At 65.0% G+C, this 21,743-nt stretch carries 18 protein-coding genes and 2 tRNA genes; 5 read left to right on the top strand and 15 right to left on the bottom strand.

Annotated features, from left to right (window positions below):
• The first annotated feature begins 73 nt into the window (after positions 1–73).
• Entirely contained in the window at positions 74–2,032 is a 1,959-nt protein-coding gene (locus F8O06_RS01350) for an acetate--CoA ligase (protein ID WP_158037119.1), read from the top strand.
• A gap of 228 nt (positions 2,033–2,260) precedes the next feature.
• On the opposite strand, the gene F8O06_RS01345 is transcribed toward F8O06_RS01350, so the two are convergent.
• On the bottom strand, positions 2,261–3,775 hold the full coding sequence (locus F8O06_RS01345) for a glycosyltransferase family 39 protein (RefSeq protein WP_158037118.1): 1,515 nt from the start codon (positions 3,773–3,775) through the stop codon (positions 2,261–2,263).
• A complete protein-coding gene (locus F8O06_RS01340) occupies positions 3,772–4,728 on the bottom strand; it encodes a glycosyltransferase family 2 protein (RefSeq protein ID WP_225733318.1) in 957 nt (318 codons plus the stop codon). The genes F8O06_RS01345 and F8O06_RS01340 overlap by 4 nt, the downstream gene beginning before the upstream one ends.
• 180 nt (positions 4,729–4,908) lie before the next feature.
• Between F8O06_RS01340 and F8O06_RS12530 the strand changes: the two genes are divergently transcribed.
• Positions 4,909–5,310: a helix-turn-helix domain-containing protein gene (locus tag F8O06_RS12530; protein WP_158037117.1), complete on the top strand. Its 402-nt coding sequence runs from the start codon at positions 4,909–4,911 to the stop codon at positions 5,308–5,310.
• Positions 5,311–6,098: 788 nt separating this feature from the next.
• Here F8O06_RS12530 and F8O06_RS01330 read toward each other — a convergent pair.
• The 13 genes from F8O06_RS01330 to F8O06_RS01270 all read right to left on the bottom strand — a co-directional run bounded on the left by F8O06_RS01330 (position 6,099) and on the right by F8O06_RS01270 (position 18,122).
• Positions 6,099–6,335, bottom strand: coding sequence for a hypothetical protein (locus F8O06_RS01330; RefSeq protein ID WP_158037116.1), 237 nt, complete (start codon positions 6,333–6,335; stop codon positions 6,099–6,101).
• A gap of 949 nt (positions 6,336–7,284) precedes the next feature.
• Positions 7,285–7,357, bottom strand: a tRNA-Thr gene (locus F8O06_RS01325).
• A 98-nt stretch (positions 7,358–7,455) separates the two neighbouring features.
• On the bottom strand, positions 7,456–9,039 hold the full coding sequence (locus F8O06_RS01320; protein WP_158037115.1) for an alpha/beta hydrolase: 1,584 nt from the start codon (positions 9,037–9,039) through the stop codon (positions 7,456–7,458).
• Positions 9,036–10,205, bottom strand: coding sequence for a DNA polymerase III subunit delta' (locus F8O06_RS01315; protein ID WP_158037114.1), 1,170 nt, complete (start codon positions 10,203–10,205; stop codon positions 9,036–9,038). Before F8O06_RS01315 ends, F8O06_RS01320 begins: the two co-directional genes overlap by 4 nt.
• Positions 10,206–10,214: 9 nt before the next feature.
• Positions 10,215–10,916, bottom strand: coding sequence for a dTMP kinase (tmk, locus tag F8O06_RS01310; RefSeq protein WP_158037113.1), 702 nt, complete (start codon positions 10,914–10,916; stop codon positions 10,215–10,217).
• Positions 10,913–13,723 (bottom strand): type I DNA topoisomerase, encoded by a 2,811-nt coding sequence (gene topA / locus F8O06_RS01305; RefSeq protein WP_158037112.1) that lies wholly within the window; start codon positions 13,721–13,723, stop codon positions 10,913–10,915. The genes tmk and topA overlap by 4 nt, the downstream gene beginning before the upstream one ends.
• Before the next feature lie 199 nt (positions 13,724–13,922).
• The gene (locus tag F8O06_RS01300; protein WP_158037111.1) at positions 13,923–14,264 is read right to left on the bottom strand and encodes a hypothetical protein; all 342 of its coding nucleotides are present in this window, start codon (positions 14,262–14,264) and stop codon (positions 13,923–13,925) included.
• A gap of 121 nt (positions 14,265–14,385) precedes the next feature.
• On the bottom strand, positions 14,386–14,778 hold the full coding sequence (locus F8O06_RS01295) for a TadE family type IV pilus minor pilin (RefSeq protein WP_225733317.1): 393 nt from the start codon (positions 14,776–14,778) through the stop codon (positions 14,386–14,388).
• A gap of 22 nt (positions 14,779–14,800) precedes the next feature.
• Positions 14,801–15,100 (bottom strand): DUF4244 domain-containing protein, encoded by a 300-nt coding sequence (locus F8O06_RS01290; RefSeq protein ID WP_225733316.1) that lies wholly within the window; start codon positions 15,098–15,100, stop codon positions 14,801–14,803.
• A gap of 136 nt (positions 15,101–15,236) precedes the next feature.
• Entirely contained in the window at positions 15,237–16,205 is a 969-nt protein-coding gene (locus tag F8O06_RS01285) for a type II secretion system F family protein (RefSeq protein ID WP_158037108.1), read from the bottom strand.
• Complete coding sequence (locus F8O06_RS01280; RefSeq protein ID WP_158037107.1) at positions 16,202–17,272, bottom strand: TadA family conjugal transfer-associated ATPase; 1,071 nt, start codon at positions 17,270–17,272, stop codon at positions 16,202–16,204. The genes F8O06_RS01285 and F8O06_RS01280 overlap by 4 nt, the downstream gene beginning before the upstream one ends.
• Positions 17,273–17,490: 218 nt before the next feature.
• The gene (locus F8O06_RS01275; protein ID WP_158037106.1) at positions 17,491–17,964 is read right to left on the bottom strand and encodes a RidA family protein; all 474 of its coding nucleotides are present in this window, start codon (positions 17,962–17,964) and stop codon (positions 17,491–17,493) included.
• Positions 17,961–18,122, bottom strand: coding sequence for a DUF4177 domain-containing protein (locus tag F8O06_RS01270; RefSeq protein WP_158037550.1), 162 nt, complete (start codon positions 18,120–18,122; stop codon positions 17,961–17,963). Before F8O06_RS01270 ends, F8O06_RS01275 begins: the two co-directional genes overlap by 4 nt.
• Positions 18,123–18,162: 40 nt before the next feature.
• On the opposite strand from F8O06_RS01270, the gene F8O06_RS01265 reads away from it, so the two are divergent.
• The 3 genes from F8O06_RS01265 (at position 18,163) to F8O06_RS01255 (ending at position 21,666) form a co-directional block, all read left to right on the top strand.
• Complete coding sequence (locus F8O06_RS01265; protein ID WP_158037105.1) at positions 18,163–20,547, top strand: penicillin-binding protein; 2,385 nt, start codon at positions 18,163–18,165, stop codon at positions 20,545–20,547.
• Complete coding sequence (locus F8O06_RS01260) at positions 20,547–21,539, top strand: metallophosphoesterase (protein WP_158037104.1); 993 nt, start codon at positions 20,547–20,549, stop codon at positions 21,537–21,539. The genes F8O06_RS01265 and F8O06_RS01260 overlap by 1 nt, the downstream gene beginning before the upstream one ends.
• 53 nt (positions 21,540–21,592) lie before the next feature.
• Positions 21,593–21,666, top strand: a tRNA-Pro gene (locus tag F8O06_RS01255).
• The last annotated feature ends 77 nt before the right edge of the window (positions 21,667–21,743 follow it).

Raw genomic sequence — 21,743 nt, 5'->3', positions numbered from 1 at the left:
CATGCTTCGAGGATGAGGCGCCACAGAGCCGTCGTGTCGGCATCCTCGGGAGGTACTCAATGAGGAGGACACGATGAACATCACGCGTGACCAGGTGCGTGAGAGAGCCTACGGGCAGGCGTACCAGCAGAGCATCCAGGATCCAGAGTCGTTCTGGCTCGACGCCGCTAAGGCCATCGACTGGCATTCAGAGCCCACACAGGCGCTCGATTCGTCCAACGATCCGGAATACCAGTGGTTTCCGAACGGCACGCTGAACGTCGCCTACAACGCGCTCGACCGACACATCGAGGCGGGCCGCGGCGACCAGAAGGCGCTGATCTACGAATCGGCGGTCACAGACAAGTCGCGCACGTACACCTATAACGAACTGCGCGACGAGGTCGCTCGCTTCGCCGGCGTGCTGGCCTCCCACGGCGTCGGCCTCGGCGACCGCGTCGTCATCTACATGCCGATGATCCCCGAGGCGCTGATCGCCTCGCTCGCCTGTGCTCGACTCGGAGCCGTGCACTCCGTCGTCTTCGGCGGGTTCGCTGCCAAGGAGCTCGCCACCCGCATCAACGACGCGAAGCCGAAGGTGCTCGTGACCGCCGACGGCGGCATCGAGCCGAACCGCATCGTCGAGTACCTGCCGATCGTCGCCGAGGCCATCGCCCTCTGCGACCACTTCGTCGACTCGATCATCGTCAAAGACCGCCCAGAGATTCCCGGCGGCGCGAAGGACGGCTCCGACTGGGTCGCCGACCTCATCGAGACCGAGTGGTACGACTGGGACGACGAAATGGCCCATGCGGCACCGCACAAACCGGTGCCGGTCGTCTCGACGCATCCGCTGTACATTCTCTACACCTCGGGCACCACCGGCGCGCCGAAGGGCGTCGTCCGTGACACCGGCGGCTACGCCGTGTCGCTGGCTTGGACGATGAAGAACCTCTACAACATCGAGGCCGGTCAGGTCATGTGGACGGCGTCGGACGTCGGCTGGGTCGTCGGGCACAGCTACATCATCTACGGCCCGCTGCTGGTCGGTGCGACCACCGTCGTCTACGAGGGCAAGCCCGTCGGCACGCCGGATGCCGGCCAGTTCTGGCGCATCATCGAACGTCACAAAGTGCGTTCGTTCTTCACTGCGCCCACAGCCATCCGCGCCGTGCGCAAGGAGGATCCGAAGGCCGAGCTCGTGAAGCAGTTCGACATCTCGTCGCTGCAGGCGCTCTTTCTCGCCGGCGAGCGCACCGATCCCGACACATATCACTGGGCGGTCGCCAACATCCACCCGAAAGTGGTCGACCACTGGTGGCAGACTGAGACGGGCTGGGCGATCACCGGCAACTTCATCGGTCTGCAGCCGGTCGAGTCTCGGCCGGGATCGTCCGGGCTGCCCACCCCCGGCTACAACGTGCAGATCGTCGACGACGAGGGCAACCCTGTGCCGAACATGGGCGAAGGCAACATCGTCATCAAGCAGCCGATGCCGCCGGGAACGCTGACCACGCTCTGGCGCCGTCACAAGCGCTACCAGCGCTGCTACCTGAAGCCGTTCCCGGGATACTACCTCACCGGGGATTCCGGGTACATCGACCGTGAAGGCTACGTCTACGTGATGGGCCGCACCGACGACGTGATCAACGTCGCCGGCCACCGCCTCAGCACCGGCCAGATGGAAGGCATTCTGGGTGCGCATCCGGCTGTCGCCGAGGCGGCGGTCATCGGGGCCGCCGATGCGCTCAAAGGAGAGAAGCCGTTCGGGTTCGTCGTGCTCAAGCACGGGTTCGACAGCACCGAAGAGGTGCTGCGCAAAGAGCTCGTGCAGAAGGTGCGCAAAGAGCTCGGCGCCGTCGCGGCGTTCAAAGACGTGGTCGTCGTCGAGGGGCTGCCCAAGACGCGCTCAGGTAAGATCCTGCGCAAGAACCTGCGACAGATCGTCAACGGCGAGAAGCTGATCGTTCCGCCGACCATCGAAGACACGGCCACGCTGACGCTCGTGCAGATCGCCGTGCACAACTACGAACGCGAGAAGGAGACCGCCTGATCGCCCACTGACTGCGTTGAAGTCGGCGCATGCCCGTGCCCCTGGTCAGGCATCGGGCGCTGCACCGCCCAGATCGGCTGCACACCGTGACCGGTGCACTGCAGGGCCGACTTCAGCGCGAACCACGCCGGCCCGGCTCACTTCGGGGGATGTTGAGTCGGGCCGGTCTCTGTGCCCAGAGTCAAGTCAGCTCATGCTGCTGAGAGGTGTGCCCAGCCAGACGCGCTCTCACGGGCGCAGCGCATAATGGTCGACGATCGCGCTGCCAATGCGGTCAGTTCTGACCAGCTCGTAGCGGTCATCGACCAATAGCTTCCCTGGTTCTTCCATCCGCAGCACCGTCAGCTCAGGTGTGCCGATAGACGATGATGAGGAAATTCGCCGGTCACTCCCGTGAAGTGGAGCGTATCCACCGTGAAAGGCCACCTCGTCATTGCTGGCGAAGTACAGCGGACAGTCCGCAAAGTAGTAGCTGAATCCGATCCCTTCCAACGGCGTGTCGGCGACAACGGTGTTCTGTGGACTGCATTCGACCGAATCACGCACTTCGCGGGCATGATTCGTGGTCAGATTATCGAAGTTGAAGTTGCCGGTGGCTTTCAGCGTGGTCACGCCCACGATCTGGAGCGCGACGACGCTGCAGGCGCTGATGATCGCGACCCAACGCTGCTTCCTGCCATTTCGCCTCCAGACCAACCAGAGCAGAACAGGAAGGAGCGCAAGCGGATAGACAACCGTGTGAGAGATGTACCTATTGACGAAATGTGGTGACAGCGGAGGCAGTGAGACGCACATCTCGAACAGCATCGGCACCATGGAGAGAAGGGTCAAGAGGCTGATCGCGTCACGGTGGCTCTGCTCGATCACGACATGACGCAATGAGTAGAGCACGAGCAGCACTGCCACAAGAGTCAGGCACGAAAGCCATGCGCCCGCCCGCCAGATCGGGGTGTACGTCAGACTCATTGTGAAGAAGTTGACAGCCTTCTCGACCGTGACCGCTGATTCGATCCCCGAAGACGCACTGTCTCTCAGCTGGTTCATGACCACCGGGACATACGCCGCGAACAGCAGAGCGGCCGCTCCGAACGCGAGGAGCCACGGTTGCTTGACAAGCGGCCCCGTTCGCAGTCGGTGCCATCGCGCTGCAAGCCAGATCGCATGCGCAACCCAGACAACGGCACACATGTACATGGTGTACATGCCGAGTACGACCAGAAGGCTGTAGGCAGACCACTTGAAAATTGTCTGGCGCCGCGTGTTCTCCGACAGCACGACGCTCACCAGGCACAGAGTTGCCAACGCACAGATCAATCCGGCGATCGCATACATTCGAACTTCATATGAGTACCGAAGGGAGTACGCCGACAGTGAGACGAAGGGCAACGTCATAAGCGCGATTCTCGACGAGAACATCCTTCGCACGATGCAGAACATGACGAAGACGGTCGCACCTGCCGCCAATGCACTCAGACTGCGAAGCGACAGCTCACTCCACCCGAACACTCCCGCCCATGCTTTGACCAAGAGGTAGTAGAAGGGCGGGTGGGCATCCACCGCGGTCAGCGCAAACAGGTCGTCAACAGGGCTCTGAGCGACCAGTACAGAGTAGGCCTCGTCGTACCAGATCGACTGCCCGGCAGCCAGCCATAGCGCGAGAAAGAATACGCCAACCGAGGTGACAGCGGCCAGAGCCCAGTCCACAGCCAACCATCTCTGCCAGCTTGACGCCATTCTGGTCATTCCGGCCTGCTCTCATGCATCGACTGAACGAGATATGCCGGTCGGCGTTTCGACTCCATGAAGATGCGACCGATGTACTCGCCGATGATGCCAAGACTCAGCAGCTGCACCCCACCAAGAAACAGCATCACCGCCATGAGCGATGGGTACCCAACAGCTGTGTTGCCCCACATCAGCGTTCTCACGACGATGACGAGCAGATAGGCGAAAGCGGCGATCGAGATGACGGCTCCCATGAAGCTGGAGAACCGCAGAGGAGCCGTCGTGCAGGATGTCAGCCCGTCAATGGCAAGATGGACCAGTTGGCCGTAGTTCCATTTCGTGATGCCCCCTTGCCGAGCCGGGCGATCGTAGACCACTTCGACCTTGCGAAACCCTATCCAGCTGAACATCCCCTTTGTATACCGTTCCGACTCCCTCAACTGACGAAGGGCTTCCACACATTTGCGGTCAAGAAGCCTGAAGTCTCCGGTGTCCATCTGCAGCTGCACACGGGTCGTTCGCTGCAGAATTCTGTAGTAGAGCTTTGACGTGGACTTCTTCAGCCAAGACTCTCCGCTGCGCGTTCTTCGACGAGCATAGACATCATCGAACCCGCGCTCCCACTGTTCGATCATGCGAGGAATGAGCTCTGGAGGGTCCTGGAGATCTGCGTCTATCACCACGGTGGCGTCGCCACGGACGTTATCCAGCCCTGCAAGCATGGCAAGCTCCTTGCCAAAGTTGCGAGACAGGCTCACCCACGCAATGCGTGCGTCTGTTGCGGCCAGGTCGCGGATGATGCTCATGCTCGCATCAGCACTTCCGTCATCGACAAAGAGAAACTCAAAGCGGTAGGCATTCAAACCCTCAGCCATGTTCTGCAGTTTGCTGTACAACTTCTGGAGCACTTCAGCTTCGTTGTACACCGGAATGAGAATGCTGATCAGTTTTGCGTCTTTCACAAACTCCACACCCCCTCAATCACGATCGAATTCTCTTCATGCCCGCATCCCTCAGACTTCGTCACATTGCCCCTCTCGGTCATGCCTCGCAGTCCGCCCCATGGCGTCCCTGCTCGTCAGGCCGTCGGCGCAGACCTGTGTGACTCATTGTCCGTGGACTTATCAGCCCTTCGTCTACAAGGTTGATGGGTGGATACTCCAGCTCATCGACTTGCATTCGGACGGCAGCTCCGAAGGCTCCGTCGCTCCGCGGGGTGGACGTCGCAGGAGGCCTTCGCCCTCCATGCAGGGTTAGACCGCACGTACGTGTCTGGGATAGAACGCGGCCGCCGAAATCCAACCTTGGACACGATTGTCAAACTGGCCCAAGCGCTTCAGATACCCCCAAGGGCGCTCTTCGGTGAGTACTACGACAGCCTGGCTTCACCAACCTCATTCATCGACTCCGCGGGCAGCCAGACTGGGTCGCAGGCCGCAGCAGCGCCGCCGCACCAGGCTCGGACTCCCCCACGCTCAAATGCCCCTTCTGCCCAGCCGAGGCCCGATACCTTGAAGAGATGGGCTCCCCGAGCTGATCGCCGATCACCGTGAGCCTTCTGGGACATTCACAACCCAGTCCCCACTCGCATTCCGCACATAGTTTGATGACAGCTCTGTACGGCCTCCGTCTGGAGTCTTCTCTAGGAGCATGACGCTCCCGTCTGGGAGCGACACAACGGTCGCAGAGCCAACGGCCCAGGAATCACCGAGACCGAGCTCTGCCAGGCGTGTCGATGAGACGCCGTCCATCTGAGCGACAAACCGCACCTGCAGAGGCGTCCCACCCCCTCTGATCGGCGATGCGCAGGAGACATCCTGTGTGCCGTCTGGATATGCTCCGTCTCCTGCAGGCGAAGCCGACTGCTGAATGGAGCACTGCCCAGACGTGCCGCCCGTGGAAGTCGCCTTCTCACCAAGCCCCGTAAACGTGAACGACTCTATTTTTGGAAGGGGCACTCCATCAGCGGTCAGCTTCTGTTTCAACGAGTCGGGCAGAGATATCGTGATCTTCTTCGCACGGAGAGGCAGCTGCTGGGACGGGTCATAGGCATACGTCAATGAATCCGGCACATCGGCCGCGGTAGCGTCGGTGCCCTCCTGAGAGCCTGAGGTCGTATCACTGTCGGCGGGCGATGAGGCACTGCTCTCGTTCTGCGAGCCGCCAGAAGACGTAGCGCAACCGGTTGCGAGCACGCTCACCGCGAGGAGAAGCGCCGCCACTCGCGCGCCGGTACCCGCATGGTTCACAGTTGCCCCGTCTTGGGAGTTCGTGAGATAGGTCTTCCGAAACATGCCTGCCCTCATCATGTGCTTTGTGATCCCGTCTGTGTCATTCCTCATCACAGAGGCCGTTTCGGCACCCAGTTGCCGCCCTGATCCATGACGTACATCTCTTTGTCGACTTTCGTCCCCACTTGACCATCAAGGTCGCCGACGACCTCAACGGTGCCGTCATTCATCGGTGCGACTGTTACTGATGCGACGACAGCTCCACCACGATCACCGCCGGTGGATAAGCCCTTGTCAGCGAATCCCAGCTTCGACAGAGTCGACGCTGGCACTTGAGACAGATCCACTTGGAAGGTGTACGACACGGCTCCCTTTCTGCCGTTGAGAGATTGATCTGGCTTCCCACAGGCAAGACGAAGGGCTTCGTCTTCATCACCAGACCCATCAGATCTGACCGCCTTCGCCTTGAGCGTGCACAGATCCCTCGATGAGTCATTCTGCGGATCCGCCGCCGCAGCGGCGAAAGTGTATGACTCGAATTCTGGGCGAGGCAGCCCGTCTGCGAGAAGCCTGGCCTCCAAAGCAGTAGGCAGCCGGACCGTGATCGTCTTGGCCCGAACAGGCAGAGAATCCGCAGAGTCATATTCGTAGATCGCAGTGTCGGGGGCAGGTTCGACATTCGAGCCGTTCGCATCTTGCTGCGCCGATTCCTGCACTGCATCATTTGTGCCGCTGGTGCTGGTGGTGGTGCTCGAGCAACCGACAAGCAAGACACTGGCCAGTGCAGCGACCCCAACCAGCCCGCCCGCAGGCTTGACTATGCTTCGCACATTCCCCCCTCATGGAATTCCCGCATGCTCAATACAAGAACCCGCATGCGGTCAACGACGCGTTCATCTAATCACAAATGTGACTCATAGGCAACATTTCTGAGCGTACGAAGCTGTCCTACAAGTACATGTCCACCGAAGTGCCATCACTGCTGTCAGACAGACGGGCAAGCTGCCCGAGCCGAAGGGTTCTCACTGGGGCAACCAGCGTTCGTGAAGACAGCAGCCGCCGTTCGTGCAGGCAGCAGCAACGGGCCGAGATCCATGCTGTCGTTCGTTCACAGCAGCTCGAGATGGAAGGGCAGCCCGACGGTGCCCCTGGCAGGGCAGACCTCTGCATGGCCGAGGATAGGGAGAAAAGAATGCGGAGCAATCACCGTGCACTGCAGGCCAGCCGGCGTGTCAAGCGGGGTTCATGGATTCAGCCTACCTGGCAGGCAGAAAGGAAACACAGAGAAGATTCGAGAGCCACCTGCGAGAATCGAACTCGCGACCCCTTCATTACGAGTGAAGTGCTCTACCGACTGAGCTAAGGTGGCCAATGCCTCGCGGCACCGCCGAACAGACTACCAGAAGTTCAGCCGGATTCACCATTCGCAGCACGACGCACAGCACAACTTGCGGCGCGGCTTGCGCACTACTCGCAGCGCAGCCCGTCGGCCGGCTGCTCACCGGCGACGAGAAAGCGCTCGACCGCACGCGTGATGCAGACCGATGCCATGCTGTTGTAGGCGGTGTGCCCCTCGCCCACGTTCGTGACGAGAAAACCGTGATCGAGCTGGTCCGCCAGCGACTGCGCCCAGGCATACGGCGTCGCTGGGTCGCCGGTCGTGCCGATCACCATGATGGGCGCCGAGCCGGTCGCGCTGACCTTGTGCGGCGCTGCCGTGGGCGGCACCGGCCACCCACTGCACATCGCCGTGCCATTTGCCTGGAACTGCCCGAACACCGGCCCCGCCGCCCGGATGCGCTCGTTCAGCCGCTGCACGCCTTCTGGGGTCTGGTCGGCGGGCAGGTCGATGCAGTTGACCGCAGTGAGCACTTCGGTGGAGTTGTCTTCGTATGTGCCGTCGGCCGAGCGCGAGTTGTACTGGTCGGCCAAAGCCATCGCACCTCGGGCGTCGCCCTGACTCACGCTGGTGATCGCCCGAGCCAGCGCGCCCCACTGCGAGCGCGAGTACAGCGCCGAACTGATCGCGGTCACCATGGTGTCACTGCCCAGCTGACGGCCGTCTGCCACTGACAGCGGATGCTGGTCGAGCCCGCCGATCAGTGCGGCCAGCTGTGTGGCGGCTTCGTCTGCAGTGCCGGTGAAGGGGCAGGAGGCGTTCGAGACGCAGTTCTGCAGGAATGACCGCGCCGCCGATTCGAACCCGCCGACCTGTTCGACCAGCATGTCTTCGGCCGACAGCGATGGGTCGACGGCCCCATCGAGCACGAACGCCCCGACTCGATCAGGGAAGAGATCGGCGTATGTAGCGCCGATGCGCGTGCCGTACGAGTAACCGAGGTAGTCGAGCTGCGGCTGCCCCAAGGCGGCGCGGAGCACGTCGAGGTCACGGGCGACGCTCGCCGTGTCGACATGCCCGAGCAGCGGGCCGGTGTTGGCCTGGCAGGCCGCACCGAACGCCTTCGAACTCGCCTCTGCCTCGGCGATGTAGGCCGGGGTGCCTCGCGGCGCGGCCGGCAGGTCGTAGAGGTAGTGGTCCATCTGCTGCGCATCGACGCAGCGCACCGGTGTGGACTTGCCTGCGACGCCTCGCGGGTCGAAGGTCACGATGTCGAACTCACGCTGCAGCGCAGACCCGAAGAAGTAGTCGCGGTACGACTTGTCGGTGGCGTACTCCAGGGCTGGAGCCCCGGGGCCACCGGGGTTCATCACCAGTGCCCGGTGATGCCCGCTGCCGTCGGCAGCTTTTCGGGCGAGAGCGACCGAAACGGTATCGCCCTGCGGCTGCGACCAGTCGAGCGGCAGCGTGAGCGCCGCGCAGTCTGCGCCGTCGCCGCAGTCTGACCAGTCGAGCTGCTGGCCGTAGAACTGCTGCAGCTCGGCGGGCACACCCTGCGTCGGGTCGAAGTCGTCGGCCACACCGGAGTTCGGGTCCGATCCCGAGACGACCGGACCGAGGGCGCATCCGCCAAGAGAGAGCGCCAGCGCAACGAGACCGGCGAGCGCGGCCAGCAGCGGTCTCGTTCGAGCCGACCGGCCCGCCCCGCTCACTGCAGCACCCCCGGAACGAGACTCGCCAGATACGCGTCGAGCACGAGGGCCGGCGAGACGTTGTGCGCCAGCTGGCCTCTCGCCTGCTCGGTGGCGTCGATGCCGTGCAGCAGCTGAGCCTCGGTGTAGCGCCGTGCGAAGGTCTGCAGCTCGTCGATCAGGTCGCCGTTGATCAGCTGCTGCCCGCTGCCCAGCTTCGACAGCAGTGCGTCGCGCAGCAGCGCCTGAGCATCGGTGAGCACCCGGTCGACGCCGTCGGCCAGCGCACGTTTCGAGCGACGCTTCCAGTTGTCTTCGGCCTCGCGAAGCTGCGAGCGCAGCTTCGGCGGCACCCGGTCGTCGGGGCCGAGCCCCATCTGACGCATCAGCTTGGCGCGTTCCTGCTGCTCTTCGTCGCCGACCAGCGCAGTGGCGTCGTCTTTGGCGATCTGCAGCAGCTGGCGCGAGACGGCCATGGCACGGCTGAGACTGTCGATGCTCAGAATGCCGGTGAGTGATGAGCGGCGCCGTTCCCGCGCCGCCGCGTCGGTGGCCAGACGCCGCGCCATGCCGATGTGCGACTGCGAAGCGCGTGCGGCCAGCAGCGCCAGGTCGCGACTCACGTTCGACTCGCTCGTGAGCAGATCGGCGATGGCGTCTGGAGAGGGCGTGCCAAGCCGCACGATGCGCACGCGCGAGCGGATGGTCGGCAGCAGATCGGCCTCGCCCGGTGCGCAGAGAATCCACACGGTGCGGTCGGGCGGCTCTTCGAGCGATTTGAGCAGCACGTTCGAGGTGTGCTCGCTCATGCGGTCGGCGTCTTCGATGACCTGGATGCGCCAGCGCCCCACCGACGGCGACAGCTGCGACTGGCGCACGATGTCGCGCACCTCGTCGATGCTGATAATGACCTTGTCGGTGCGCACCACCTGCACATCGGGGTGCGTGCCCGCCTCGACCATGACCCGCTGGTGATCGGGATCGCTGGCGCCGATCGCCTGCAGCTCGGCGGCAAAGGCGAGCGCGGCGACCGACCGGCCCGACCCGGGCGGGCCGGTGAACAGCCAGGCGTGCGTCATCACTTTGGGGTCGTCGGCGTGCGCGATGGTGTGCTCGAGCTGGGCGACGACCTGCGGCTGGCCGACGAGTCGCCGACTCAGTGATGCGGATGCTGCGGGTGCGTTCATGTGTGGAGCCTAGCGTTCGCCGCTGACATCAGGGTTCGCAGGCTCGCTGACAGAGTCGTCGGCCGCGATCTGCCCAGTCATTCGCTGCATGACGGCGCGGCGGATGCGCTCGGCGATCTCGTCGACCGCCAGTCGGGCGTCGATGATCTCGAAGCGCTGGGGGTCGGCGGCTGCCAGCGCGAGAAAGCCGCTGCGCACGCGCTGGTGGAAGTCTGCCCGCTCGCTCTCGAGACGATCTCGTTCGCCGGGCTCGGCATCCACCCTCGACGCAGCCTGCGCAACCGGCAGATCGAGCAGTACGGTCAGATCGGGCAGCAGCCCGTCGGTCGCCCAGAGCGACAGATCACGGATCTCGTTCGCGAGCAGGCGTCGCCCGGCGCCCTGATAGGCGATCGACGAATCGAGATAGCGGTCAGAGATCACGACCGCGCCGCGTTCGAGAGCGGGCCGCACGACTTGATCGACGTGCTGGGCGCGGTCGGCGGCATAGAGCAGCGCCTCAGCGCGCTCGGAGACGGGACCCTCAGTATGCAGCAGCAGCTCTCGCAGACTGACGCCGAGCGGCGTCGCACCCGGTTCGAAGGTCGAGACGACTTCACGGCCGGCATCGGTCAGCCAGTCTCGCAGCAGAGTCAGCTGTGTCGATTTGCCGGCCCCATCGATGCCTTCGATGGTGACGAAGAGGCCATGCCGCTCAGCCTTCTCGGTCACTGGCCGGTGCTCTCGCCGTCACCTGCGGTCGCGGGCTTCGCTGCCGTGGTCGTCTTGGCCGTTGTCGCCTTCTTCGACGGGGCCTTCTTCGCCGGGGTCGTCTTCTTGGCTGTGGACGTCTTCGCCGCCGGGGTCTTCTTCGCCGCGGTCTTGCGAGCAGTCGACTTCTTCGCGGTCGTCTTCTTCGCCGGCGCCTTCTTCGCGGGAGCCTTACGAGTGCGCTTCTTGGCCGGCCCCTTCTCTCGCTTGATGGCGAGCAGTTCGACGGCGCGCTCGTAGGTGAGCTCTTCGGCGTTCTCGGCCTTGGGCACGGTCGCGTTGATCTCACCGTCGGTGACGTACGGCCCGAAGCGGCCGTTCTTCACGACGATCGGCTTCTCACTGACAGGGTCGGGCTTGTCAAACTCGCGCAGCGGCGGAGCCGCCGCGCGACGACCGCCGTACTTCGGCTGGGCGAGCAGCTCTTTCGCCTTCTCGAGGTCGATCGAGAAGATCGCATCCTCGTCGGGCAGCGAACGCGTCTCTTTGCCGTGTTTGAGGTACGGCCCGTAGCGGCCGTTGAGCGCCTCGACCGGCACGTCGTCGACCTCGCCGACCACGCGCGGCAGCGAGAGCAGCTTCAGGGCTGTGGCCAGATCGACCGTCGCCGGCTCCATGCTGCGGAACAGCGACGCCGTCGGCGGTTTGACCCCCTTGGGCCACTCCTCGCCCTCGGGCAGCGTCTCGGTGACGTACGGCCCGAAACGGCCAGCCTTGACGACGACGGCGTGCCCGGTGTCGGGGTTCACGCCGAGTTCGCGATCACCGCTCGGGCGATCCATGATCTCGACGGCCTTCGCAGCGGTGAGCTCGTCGGGTTCGAGGCCGTCGGGCAGGCTCACCCGTTTCGGGGTCTCCTCTCCGTCGACCTGCTGCTCGAGATACGGGCCGAACTTGCCCATGCGCAGCGTGATCGCGTCGGTGATCGGCGTCGAGTTGATGCCGCGGGCGTCGATCTCGCCCAGGTTGTCGATGACCGAGCGCAGGCCGGGGTGATCGCCTTCGCCGAAGTAGAACTGACTGAGCCAGTGGCGGCGGTCTTCCTGACCGGCCGCGATGCGGTCGAGGTCGCCCTCCATGCCTGCGGTGAAGTCGTAGTCGACCAGCGACGTGAAGTGCTGTTCGAGCAGACGCACCACTGAGAACGCGACCCACGTCGGCACGAGTGACTGCCCCTTGGGTGTCACATAGCCGCGATCGACGATGGTCGAGATGATCGCCGCGTACGTCGACGGGCGCCCGATGCCCAGCTCTTCGAGGGTCTTGACCAGGCTCGCCTCGGTGTAGCGCGGCGGAGGCAGCGTCTCGTGCTGCTTCGACTCGGGTTCGATCACCGAGACGAACTGCCCCTGCGCGAGCGCCGGAAGCCGATGCTCTTTGGCGGCGCGCTCTGCGGTCGCATGGCGGTCGGCGTCGCGCCCCTCTTCGTAGGCGTCGAGAAAGCCGCGGAACGTGATGACGGTGCCCGAGGCGGTGAACTCGCTCTTCATGCCCTTGCCGTCGTAGCGCAGCGTGGCTGTGGCGGTCGAACCGGTCGCATCGGCCATCTGCGAGGCGACGGTGCGCTTCCAGATCAGGTCGTAGAGCTTCAGCTCGTCGGCGCGCAGGTTCGAGCGCAGATCGCTGGGCAGCCGAAAGTGGTCGCCCGACGGACGGATCGCCTCGTGGGCCTCCTGCGCGTTCTTCGACTTGCCGGTGTAGACACGAGGCTTCTCAGGAACCGAGCTCTCACCGTAGAGCGACTTCGCCTGCGCCCGGGCGGCGGTGACCGCCTGATGCGACAGAATCGGCGAGTCGGTTCGCATATAGGTGATGTAGCCGTTCTCGTACAGCCCCTGCGCCAGGCTCATCGTCTGTCGCGCCGAGAAGCGCAGCTTGCGTGCGGCCTCCTGCTGCAGCGTCGAGGTGGTGAACGGTGCTGCCGGACGACGACGATACGGCTTCGATTCGACGGATGCGACCTCGAGCCGCGCTGATTCGAGTGCGGTCGCGAGCGCCTTGGCCTCGTCGCCGGTGAGCACATGCGCAGCGGTCTTCAGCTCACCTCGGTCGCTGAAGTCTCGCCCCGTCGCGATCTTCACACCGTTGTAGCTGACCAGTCGGGCCTCGAACTCGGTCGCGTCTTCATCGGCCTTGGCCTCGACGACGACGTCCCAATACTCGGCCGATCGGAAGGCGATGCGCTCGCGCTCACGGTCGACCACCAGACGAGTCGCCGCCGACTGCACTCGCCCTGCCGAAAGCCCCGGCCCGACCTTGCGCCAAAGCACGGGCGAGATCTCGTAGCCGTAGAGACGGTCGAGGATGCGTCGGGTCTCCTGCGCATCGACCAGCGCGGTGTTCAGATCTCGGGTGGTCTCTTTCGCCTTGGTGATCGCCTCTTTGGTGATCTCGTGGAACACCATGCGCCGCACGGGAACCTTCGGCTTGAGCACCTGCAGCAGGTGCCACGCGATGGCCTCCCCCTCGCGGTCCTCATCAGTTGCGAGATAGAGCTCGTCGGCACCTTTCAACGCTCGGCGCAGCTCGGCGACGGTCTTCTTCTTCGAGCTGCTGACCTCGTAGTACGGCTCGAACCCGTGGTCGACGTCGACCGAGAATTTGCCGAGCGAGCCCTTCTTCAGCTCTGGCGGAAGGTTCTTGGGCTCGATGAGGTCACGCACGTGACCGACCGAGGCGAGCACTGTGTAGTCTTCGCCGAGATACTTGCCGATGGTCTTCGCCTTGGCCGGAGACTCGACGATGACCAGCCTCTTCGTATGTGCCACTTGAGATTCCTCACCCCGCGCACTAGCGGTGTTCCTGCGGTCACAGCTCGCCCGGCGACCTTGAGATTCAGTCTTCCGCCAGTTGTGACTCGTCGTTCCACAATATAGGGGAGCGCTCTCGGTTCTACAAAGGCGACGCCCGCAGCTCGACAAAGACGAGGCCTGCGACAAGCTGTGCAGCGCCTGAGCGATTCGGTATCTAATCTTCATCGCTGCGGCCGGCATGCGCTGTGGCGGCCGCCCGGCCAAGCAGCGTGTCACGAGTCAGCGTGACGAGCATGCCGCGGTCAGTCTCGCCGCACGACGCCACTGTCGCCGAGTGAGCGACGGCGACTCGTTCGGCTCGTGAGCACGGAACGTCTGCGATCAGCCCACGCTGTGCGTCAGCGGCCTGCAGCGCGGCGATGCCTGCAGCCGCTCGCACCTGGTCGTGCTGACTCTGTGCGGCGATGACGCCTGCCAGCGCAGCCAGCAGCGCCACAGCGGCGACCAGCACGACGATGCCGACGGTCATGCTGCCCCGTTCTGAGTCGTTCGTCACCGTTCGTTCCTCTTCTCTGCGACTGTTCGCATGTGGGCCGGGAGCTCTGTGCGCTCGCGGCGAATCGGGTGTTCGACGCAACCCGGCGTGTCAGCACGCGCTGGCGGCGGCGCAACGCCCCTCAGCGGCCTTCGCGCGGCACGCACACACGTTGGGTGATATCGAGCGGCAGCGCACCGAGCAGACGCTGGGCAGAGTTCGCGCGCACACAGACCAGATCGCCTTGGTCAGAGATCTGCAGCTTCGCGTCTGGCTGCACCGCTGCGGCGAGGCTGCGCGCCTGTGCCTGAGACTCGCCGCGGCCCAGGCTGCGCGCGGCGGCCGCAGCGGCCTCTGTGGTCGTGGTGATGCGCGCCGACGCCGCGCCGGTGCCGAGCACGAGGCCCAGCACCAGCACGACGACGGGCAGCACGACGGCCAGTTCTGCGGTGGCCGACCCACGCTCCTGCTCGCAGGCATCCCAAGCCCTGCCGCAGACGGCGCCTTCGGCACGCTCGCCTCTGGTGCTGCGCACAGTCATATTCTCGGGTGCCGTTCTAAGGCGCCGCATTGAGCGCGTTGCGCACAAGGTTGGTGAGCACCCCGCGCACCTCGTCGCCGCGCAGGATGACCACGAGCACGCCGGCGAAGCCCACGGCGGCCAGCATCGCAATGGCGTACTCAGCAGTGGCGGCCCCGCTTTCCTGCGGGCGCGCCCGGAGCTCGTTCAGACGCTGGAGCGCCAGCGCAGCCGCCGCGGCCGCGACGTCGGTGACGGCCAGCGACACGCGCAGCAGCAGCGCGCTGGCGACCGCGTGCAGAGCTCGGCGGCCATGCGGCTCTGAGGGGTCAGTCACTGTGGTGATCGTCGGCATGGTGTCCTCTTTTCTTCGATGTGCTTTTCTCTGCTCTGTCAGGGATGACCCTGGCTGTGCTTTCAGCGTCGCGGAAACCGAGGAGAGAGCGTTGGGATACGTGACCGCTGTGCACAGATCAGCGCAGATCGACAAATGTGGAGAACAGAATCGATGCGATCATCGGCAGCACGGTGACCACGATGAAGGCCGGCAGTGAGCAGACGCCCAGTGGCAGCAGCAGCAGCGTCTCGAGCCGGGCGGCACGCACTCGCAATGCGGCCGCACGCATGCGTGCCACGTCATCGAGCTGACCGTCGAGCAGCCCCAACAGCGGCACGCCGGAGCGCTGCCAGAGTGCGACCAGACGATCCAGTCTCGCGCGCTCGTCGTCGCGGTCGGCGTCAAGACCGGCGCGAGTCAGCATCCGCTCGCTCAGGTCGATCGCGCTGTCGGCGGCATGCCCCGCACGAACCCCCAGCGACACCATTAGCAGGAGCATGCCGTCAGAGTCATCGGGCGGCTGCAGCGAAGCGAGCAGCCTCTTCTGCCAGCGAGCACCAACCAGCATCAGCACCAGTGCGACGACGAGGCAGCCCCACCCGAACGGGGTGCCGAAGAGCACTCCGAGCGAATCGACGCCGAGCAGCGCCCCCAGCAGCACGCCCACCAACGGCATCGCCTGCAGCAGTCGGGCCGTGGACGTCGGACCGGATGCGGCGATGCGCGACTCGGTCTCGATGCGCTCGAGCTGCTCGAGCATGCCGGACATGCGCCGCAGCGCGTCGGCCAACGGTGCCCCGGCTCGTTCGGCGATGCCCCAGACTGCCGCGATGCGACGCCAGCTGCGAACCGACTGCTGCAATGTGCGCCCACGCTGCTCGGCGAACCGGCGCGGCGCGTGGGACAGTCGCGCCGCCGCATCGAGCAGCGACGCCGAGGCACCGTGCTGCCGGACTCTGGGCAGCGCCTCGGCGAGCACCTCGCCGTCGAGACCGCCGACGCCGTCGGCCACGAGTTCGAGCGCTCGCTGCGGGGCGACCCCCGCATCGACGAGCGCAGAGAGTGCGCTGAGCGCCTCTGCCGTGCTGCCGAGCGACTCGGTCATCGGCCCGGTGCGTGCGTGTTGCGGTCAGTGGCCCACGGACGCCGGTGAAGGCCCGGATGTTCAGAGTCGACGGTCAGGACCCGTGCGACGAGCAGCCCGTCTGCGTCGACTTCGAAGCGCCCGACCTGTTCGAGACGCCGCACACCGGCACTGCGCCCGAGGTGCAGGACGAGGTCGAAGGCACTGGCCGCCTGACGCGCCAAGGCTCGTTCGCTGATGCCGCTCATCAGCGCCAGTGCCTCGAGCCGAGCCGGCACGTCGGCGACCGAGTTGGCATGCAGCGTGCCCGCCCCACCTCGATGCCCCGTGTTCAGCGCGGTCATCAGCAGCATCAGCTCGGGCCCACGGCACTCGCCGACGACGATGCGGTCGGGACGCATACGCAGCGCCTGGCGCAGCAGGACGTCGAGGCCTACTGCGCCGAGACCGTCGGCATTGGGCTGCCGCGTCTCGAGCTGCACGACGTGCGGGTGCCGCACATCGAGCTCGGCGACGTCTTCGACGCAGATGATGCGCTGATCAGGCTCGACCAGCTGCAGCAGCGCCCGCAGCAGCGTCGTCTTGCCGCTGGCGGTCGCCCCCGTGATGAGCAGATTGGCCCCTGACTCGATGGCGTCGCGCAGCAGCCTTTCGTGCCCGGCGACGATCATGCCGGTGCCAAGCAGCGAGCCGAAGTCGTGCAGCCCTCGCTGGGGCACACGCACCGAGAGCTGGACGCCGCCGACCGCCACGGGCGGCAGCACCGCGTGCACGCGCAGCTCGCCCAACCGCACGTCGACGAAGGGCGTCGCATCGTCGAGATGCCGACCTCCCGCGGCGATGAGCGAGACCGCGAGTGCCCGCAGCTGACGCTGACCGCTGAGACGCAGAGGCACCCGCTCGACGCCCTTGCCCCGATCGATCCAGATCTCATCGGGAGCGGTGACGAGCACGTCGGTCACTCCGGCGCGGGTGATCAGCGTGCGCAGCGGACCGAACGCGCCGAGCGTCTCGGCATCGCAGGCGGCGGATGCGGCTGGCTGCAACTGCGACGGCGACGGGAGCGCTGTGGTCGCGAGTTCCGCCATCTGCCCACGTGCTGCTGAGGCGGTGAGAGAGACTCTGTGTCTGTGCGGCATGCGCCCATCGTGCAGTGGTCTGACCGCGTCCGCCACAGACGAAGGCGACCTGTGCACAGCCTCACGGTATGAAACAGTCTGTGCGCAGATGAGCCTGTGCACAGGTCAGGCAACACAGATCAGTCGACGCAGACCAGCTGGCAGAGATCAAGACCAGCCAGCAGAGATCAGTCAGCGACGAGCTCGACCGTGATCTCGACCTCGACCGGGGAGTCGAGCGGCAGCACCGCGACGCCGACGGCGCTGCGTGCGTGCGCTCCGGCCTCGCCGAAGACCTCGCCGAGCAGCTCGCTGACGCCGTTGATCACGCCGGGCTGCCCGGTGAAATCGGGTGCCGACGAGACGAAGCCGACCACTTTCACGACGCGAGCGATGCGGTCGATGCCGCCCGCGGCATCCGCCGCCGCCGCGATCGCGTTCAGACCTGCCGTGCGCGCCAGGGTCTTCGCCTCTTCAGGCGGCACCAGCCCCTCGCCGACGCCGACCTTGCCCGTCGCCGGCAGCTCGCCGTCGATGAAGGGCAGCTGCCCCGAGGTGTGCACCAGGCTGCCGATGCGCAGCGCCGGCACGTAGTCGGCGACCGGGGCTGCGACCGCGGGAAGGGTGATGCCCAGCTCGTTCAGCCTGCTGGTGAAACTCATGCCTGCTCCTCGATGGGTCGTTTGAAGTAGCCGACGAGGCCGCCGGTGGGCCCCTCGACGATCTGGATCAGCTCCCACCCTTCGGATCCGAAGTTGTTGAGAATCTGCTGGGTGTTGTGGATGATGAGAGGGGCGGTGAAGTACTCCCACTTGACCATGGCTGCTCCATTCATAGGATAATCGCGTAGCATCTAGCCTATGTCTTCTCACCTGCCCGCAAACCGGCGACGTTCCAGCCGCGCGATCGTGCGGTTCATCGCCGCGTCCGCCGCCCTCGGCCTCGTCGCAGTCGGCATGTCGACACCTGCTCTGGCCATCGCTAGCGTGTTCGGCGCCGACGCGGTCAACATCGCGAAAACCCTGCCCGCCTCACTCGCAAACGTCGAGCTGCAGAGCCCGTCGACCCTGTACGGCAAGCTCGATGGCCAAGACGTGGCCTTCGCCACGTTCTACGAGAAGAACCGCATCCCGCTGACCGCAGACCAGATGCCTGACCTCGTGAAGAATGCGGTCGTCTCGATCGAAGACCCGCGCTTCTACGACCACGGCGGCGTGGACTTCGCCGCCGTCGCCCGTGCGGTGCTGCAGAACCAGTCGAGCGGCTCGACTCAGTCAGGCGCTTCGACGATCACCATGCAGCTGGTGCGCAACCTGCGCATCGAGGCAGCCGAGTGGGAGAACGACGAGTCGGCCATCAACGAGGCCCGTGAAGAGAGCGCCTCGCGCAAGCTGCTCGAGATGCGCTACGCGATCGGCCTCGAGCAGAACTACTCGAAAGAGCAGATCCTCACCAGCTATCTGAACTACGCCTCGTTCGGCGGCAACGTCTACGGCATCGGCGCCGCGGCTCAGTACTACTACGGCAAGAACGCTTCAGACCTGACGCTGCCCGAGGCGGCCCAGCTCGTCAGCGTCTTTCCCTCGCCCAACGCCTACCGTGTCGACGCGCCTGAGAACCTCGATCGCGCCAAGGCCCGCCGTGATCTCGTGCTGAACCGTATGGTCGAACACGGCTACATCGACCAGCCGACCGCCGATGCGGCGATCGCGACCCCGATCGAGCCGCACATCACTCAACAGCCTCGAGGCTGTGAGGCGGCCACCCACAACGCAAGCTACTTCTGCGACTACGTCGTGAACCTGATTCGCAACGACTCTGCGTACGGCGACACTCCCGAAGACCGCACGGCTCTGCTGCGCCGCGGAGGCCTGCAGATTCACACCAGCATCGACCTCGGGCTGCAGGACGACACCCAGGCAGCCATCGACAAGAGCATCAACCGCAACGACAAGATCGGGGCGGCCACCACGGTTCTGCAGGTCGGTACCAGTAATGTGCTGGCCATGGCGCAGAACCGCACCTTCTCGCAGACGGATGACACCGCCGGCGACACCAGCCGAACCGCGATCAACTACAGCACCACGAAAGACGAAGGCGGGTCATCAGGCTTCCAGCCTGGTTCGACATACAAAGTGTTCACCCTGCTCGACTGGCTGAAACAGGGCCATTCTCTCAATGAGCGACTGAACGCACCCGCGCCGGCCACGCTGAGGCAGAAAGACTTTCCCGATCGATGCCAGCCCGGCGGCTATGTCGGCACCTGGCAGCTCGACAACGCTGTGTCGAACATGCCCTCGTCGTTCGACGTGCGCTACGCCACGAAGAACTCGGTGAACACCGGTTTCGCCGCGATGGCGCAGCAGCTCGACCTCTGCGACATCAAAGACACCGCGGTCTCATTCGGCATCACGAAGTCGGCCAACGGCAAAGACCTCGACCACGTGCCGACCAGCATCATCGGCGGTTCGGCGAACACCATCGCACCGATCCAGATCGCAGGCGCCTACGCCGGCATCTCGAACGACGGCACATACTGCACGCCCAAGGCGATTCTGAGCGTCGTCGACGGCAACAACGGCAGCGAGCGCCCGACACCGGCCTCCCAGTGCTCCGAAGCAGTGACGCCGACGGTCGCCCGCACCGCCACTTCTGCACTGCAAGGGGTGTTCGATCGCGACGGCACCGCCGGTCAGGCGAATCCCTTCGACGGTTCGGCGGTCGCTGGCAAGACCGGTTCGACCGACAGCTACCATCAGACCTGGCTGGTCGGCTACACCACTTCGACGGTGCAGGCGACCTGGATCGGCAACACCGGCACGACCAACAACAAGGCCGACCTCCGGTACTACCGCATCAAGGGCGTGGCCGGCTGGAACGTCCGTTACTCCATGTGGAAGGACATCCAGCGAGGCGTGCACAACAGGTACCCGGGCGCGGCATCGTTCCCGGCTCCCGACGACACCTCGCTGACCTTCCGCAGCACCGATTTGCCCGATGTGACCGGCAAGACGCCCGAAGAGGCGCAGCAGCAGCTCGAGGACGCCGGCTTCCAGGTGGCCATCTCGCCTGAACGTCGGCCCTCCGACTCCGTGCCTGCAGGCCAGGTCGTGGCCACTGATCCCGCTGCCGGCTCGGCCGACGCTGGGGCACTGGTGACCATCTACCTCAGCTCTGGCAAGGAAGGCGCATCGAACGCCCCCGCAGACGGGTCGGGTGCCTCGCCGAGTCCGTCAGCACAGTGATGACTGCTGCGGCATCAGGGTCGTCGGCGCCCAGCGCAGAGAACGACGCGAGGCTGCCGGGTCTGCGCACGTTCGCATCCTCGCTCGGCATCGCCGCGCTGGCTGGAGTCGGCGCGCTCGCGTACGGCTCGCTGATCGAACGCAACAGCTTCGCGCTGCGTCAGTTCACGGTGCCTGTGCTGCCCGAGGGCAGTCGGCCTCTGCGGATGCTGCACGTCGCCGACCTGCATCTGGCGCCTTGGCAGCGTGCGCGCGTCGCGTGGACCCGTGATCTGGCCTCGCTGAAGCCCGATCTGGTCATCAACACCGGAGACAACTACGGCCATGCGGAGGCACTGCCGGCGATTCTGGACGCCCTGGAGCCACTGGTGGACGTACCTGGCGCCTTCGTCTACGGGTCGAACGACTTCTTCACACCGACTCCGAAGAATCCGCTCTCGTACCTGCTGCACTCCAGCCGCGTCCGACGTGAGACGCCGGATATCGACACCGCCGCACTCACCCACCGTCTCGTCGAAGCCGGCTGGCGCAACCTGAACAATCGAACCGCGCAGCTGACCGTGAACGGCAGCCGGATCGGTCTGGTCGGCACCGGCGACGCACACCTCGGTAACGATGATCCCGAAGGGCTGCGCCGACGCATCGCCGGAATGCCTGCAGACGTCGATCTGACGCTCGGTGTGACGCATGCCCCCTACCAGCGCGTGCTCGACGGTTTCACCTCGATGGGTGCCGAGCTCATGCTCGCCGGCCACACGCATGGCGGCCAGGTGTGCGTGCCGTTCTTCGGCGCGCTGACGACCAACTGCGACCTGCCGCGGCCTTTTGTGAAGGGGCTGCACGAGTGGACGACCGGCGATCGCAGCTCGTGGCTGCACGTCAGTGCCGGGTTGGGCACCTCGATCTATGCACCGGTGCGTTTCAACTGCCGTCCCGAGGCCACGCTCCTCACTCTGGTGGCGCGAGACGAGGATGCGACAACCGCACATTGAAACTGGGCCTCAGAATGGACTAAGCTATAGCAGTTGCCGCTGATTCTCAGCGACGGGGTATAGCGCAGCTTGGTAGCGCGCCTCGTTCGGGACGAGGAGGTCGTGGGTTCAAATCCCGCTACCCCGACAGAAAGCCCCCGAGAAGGTCTCACGATCTTCTCGGGGGCTTCTTTCATGTCGCACCCGAACGTTCAGGTGCCGCCC

This window comes from Pseudoclavibacter sp. CFCC 14310, from assembly GCF_008831165.1.
In the GTDB taxonomy this organism is placed as follows: domain Bacteria; phylum Actinomycetota; class Actinomycetes; order Actinomycetales; family Microbacteriaceae; genus Pseudoclavibacter_A.
The sequence above is the reverse complement of the archived record's forward strand: the minus strand, read 5'-3'. Positions and strand labels throughout refer to the sequence as shown.

Coding starts and splice junctions, on each gene's coding strand:
- F8O06_RS01350 (WP_158037119.1), top strand. CDS start 74: ATGAACATCACGCGTGACCAGGTGCGTGAGAGAGCCTACGGGCAGGCG.
- F8O06_RS01345 (WP_158037118.1), bottom strand. CDS start 3,775: ATGACCAGAATGGCGTCAAGCTGGCAGAGATGGTTGGCTGTGGACTGG.
- F8O06_RS01315 (WP_158037114.1), bottom strand. CDS start 10,205: ATGAACGCACCCGCAGCATCCGCATCACTGAGTCGGCGACTCGTCGGC.
- F8O06_RS01285 (WP_158037108.1), bottom strand. CDS start 16,205: ATGACCGAGTCGCTCGGCAGCACGGCAGAGGCGCTCAGCGCACTCTCT.
- F8O06_RS01280 (WP_158037107.1), bottom strand. CDS start 17,272: ATGGCGGAACTCGCGACCACAGCGCTCCCGTCGCCGTCGCAGTTGCAG.
- F8O06_RS01275 (WP_158037106.1), bottom strand. CDS start 17,964: ATGAGTTTCACCAGCAGGCTGAACGAGCTGGGCATCACCCTTCCCGCG.
- F8O06_RS01270 (WP_158037550.1), bottom strand. CDS start 18,122: ATGGTCAAGTGGGAGTACTTCACCGCCCCTCTCATCATCCACAACACC.
- F8O06_RS01265 (WP_158037105.1), top strand. CDS start 18,163: ATGTCTTCTCACCTGCCCGCAAACCGGCGACGTTCCAGCCGCGCGATC.
- F8O06_RS01260 (WP_158037104.1), top strand. CDS start 20,547: ATGACTGCTGCGGCATCAGGGTCGTCGGCGCCCAGCGCAGAGAACGAC.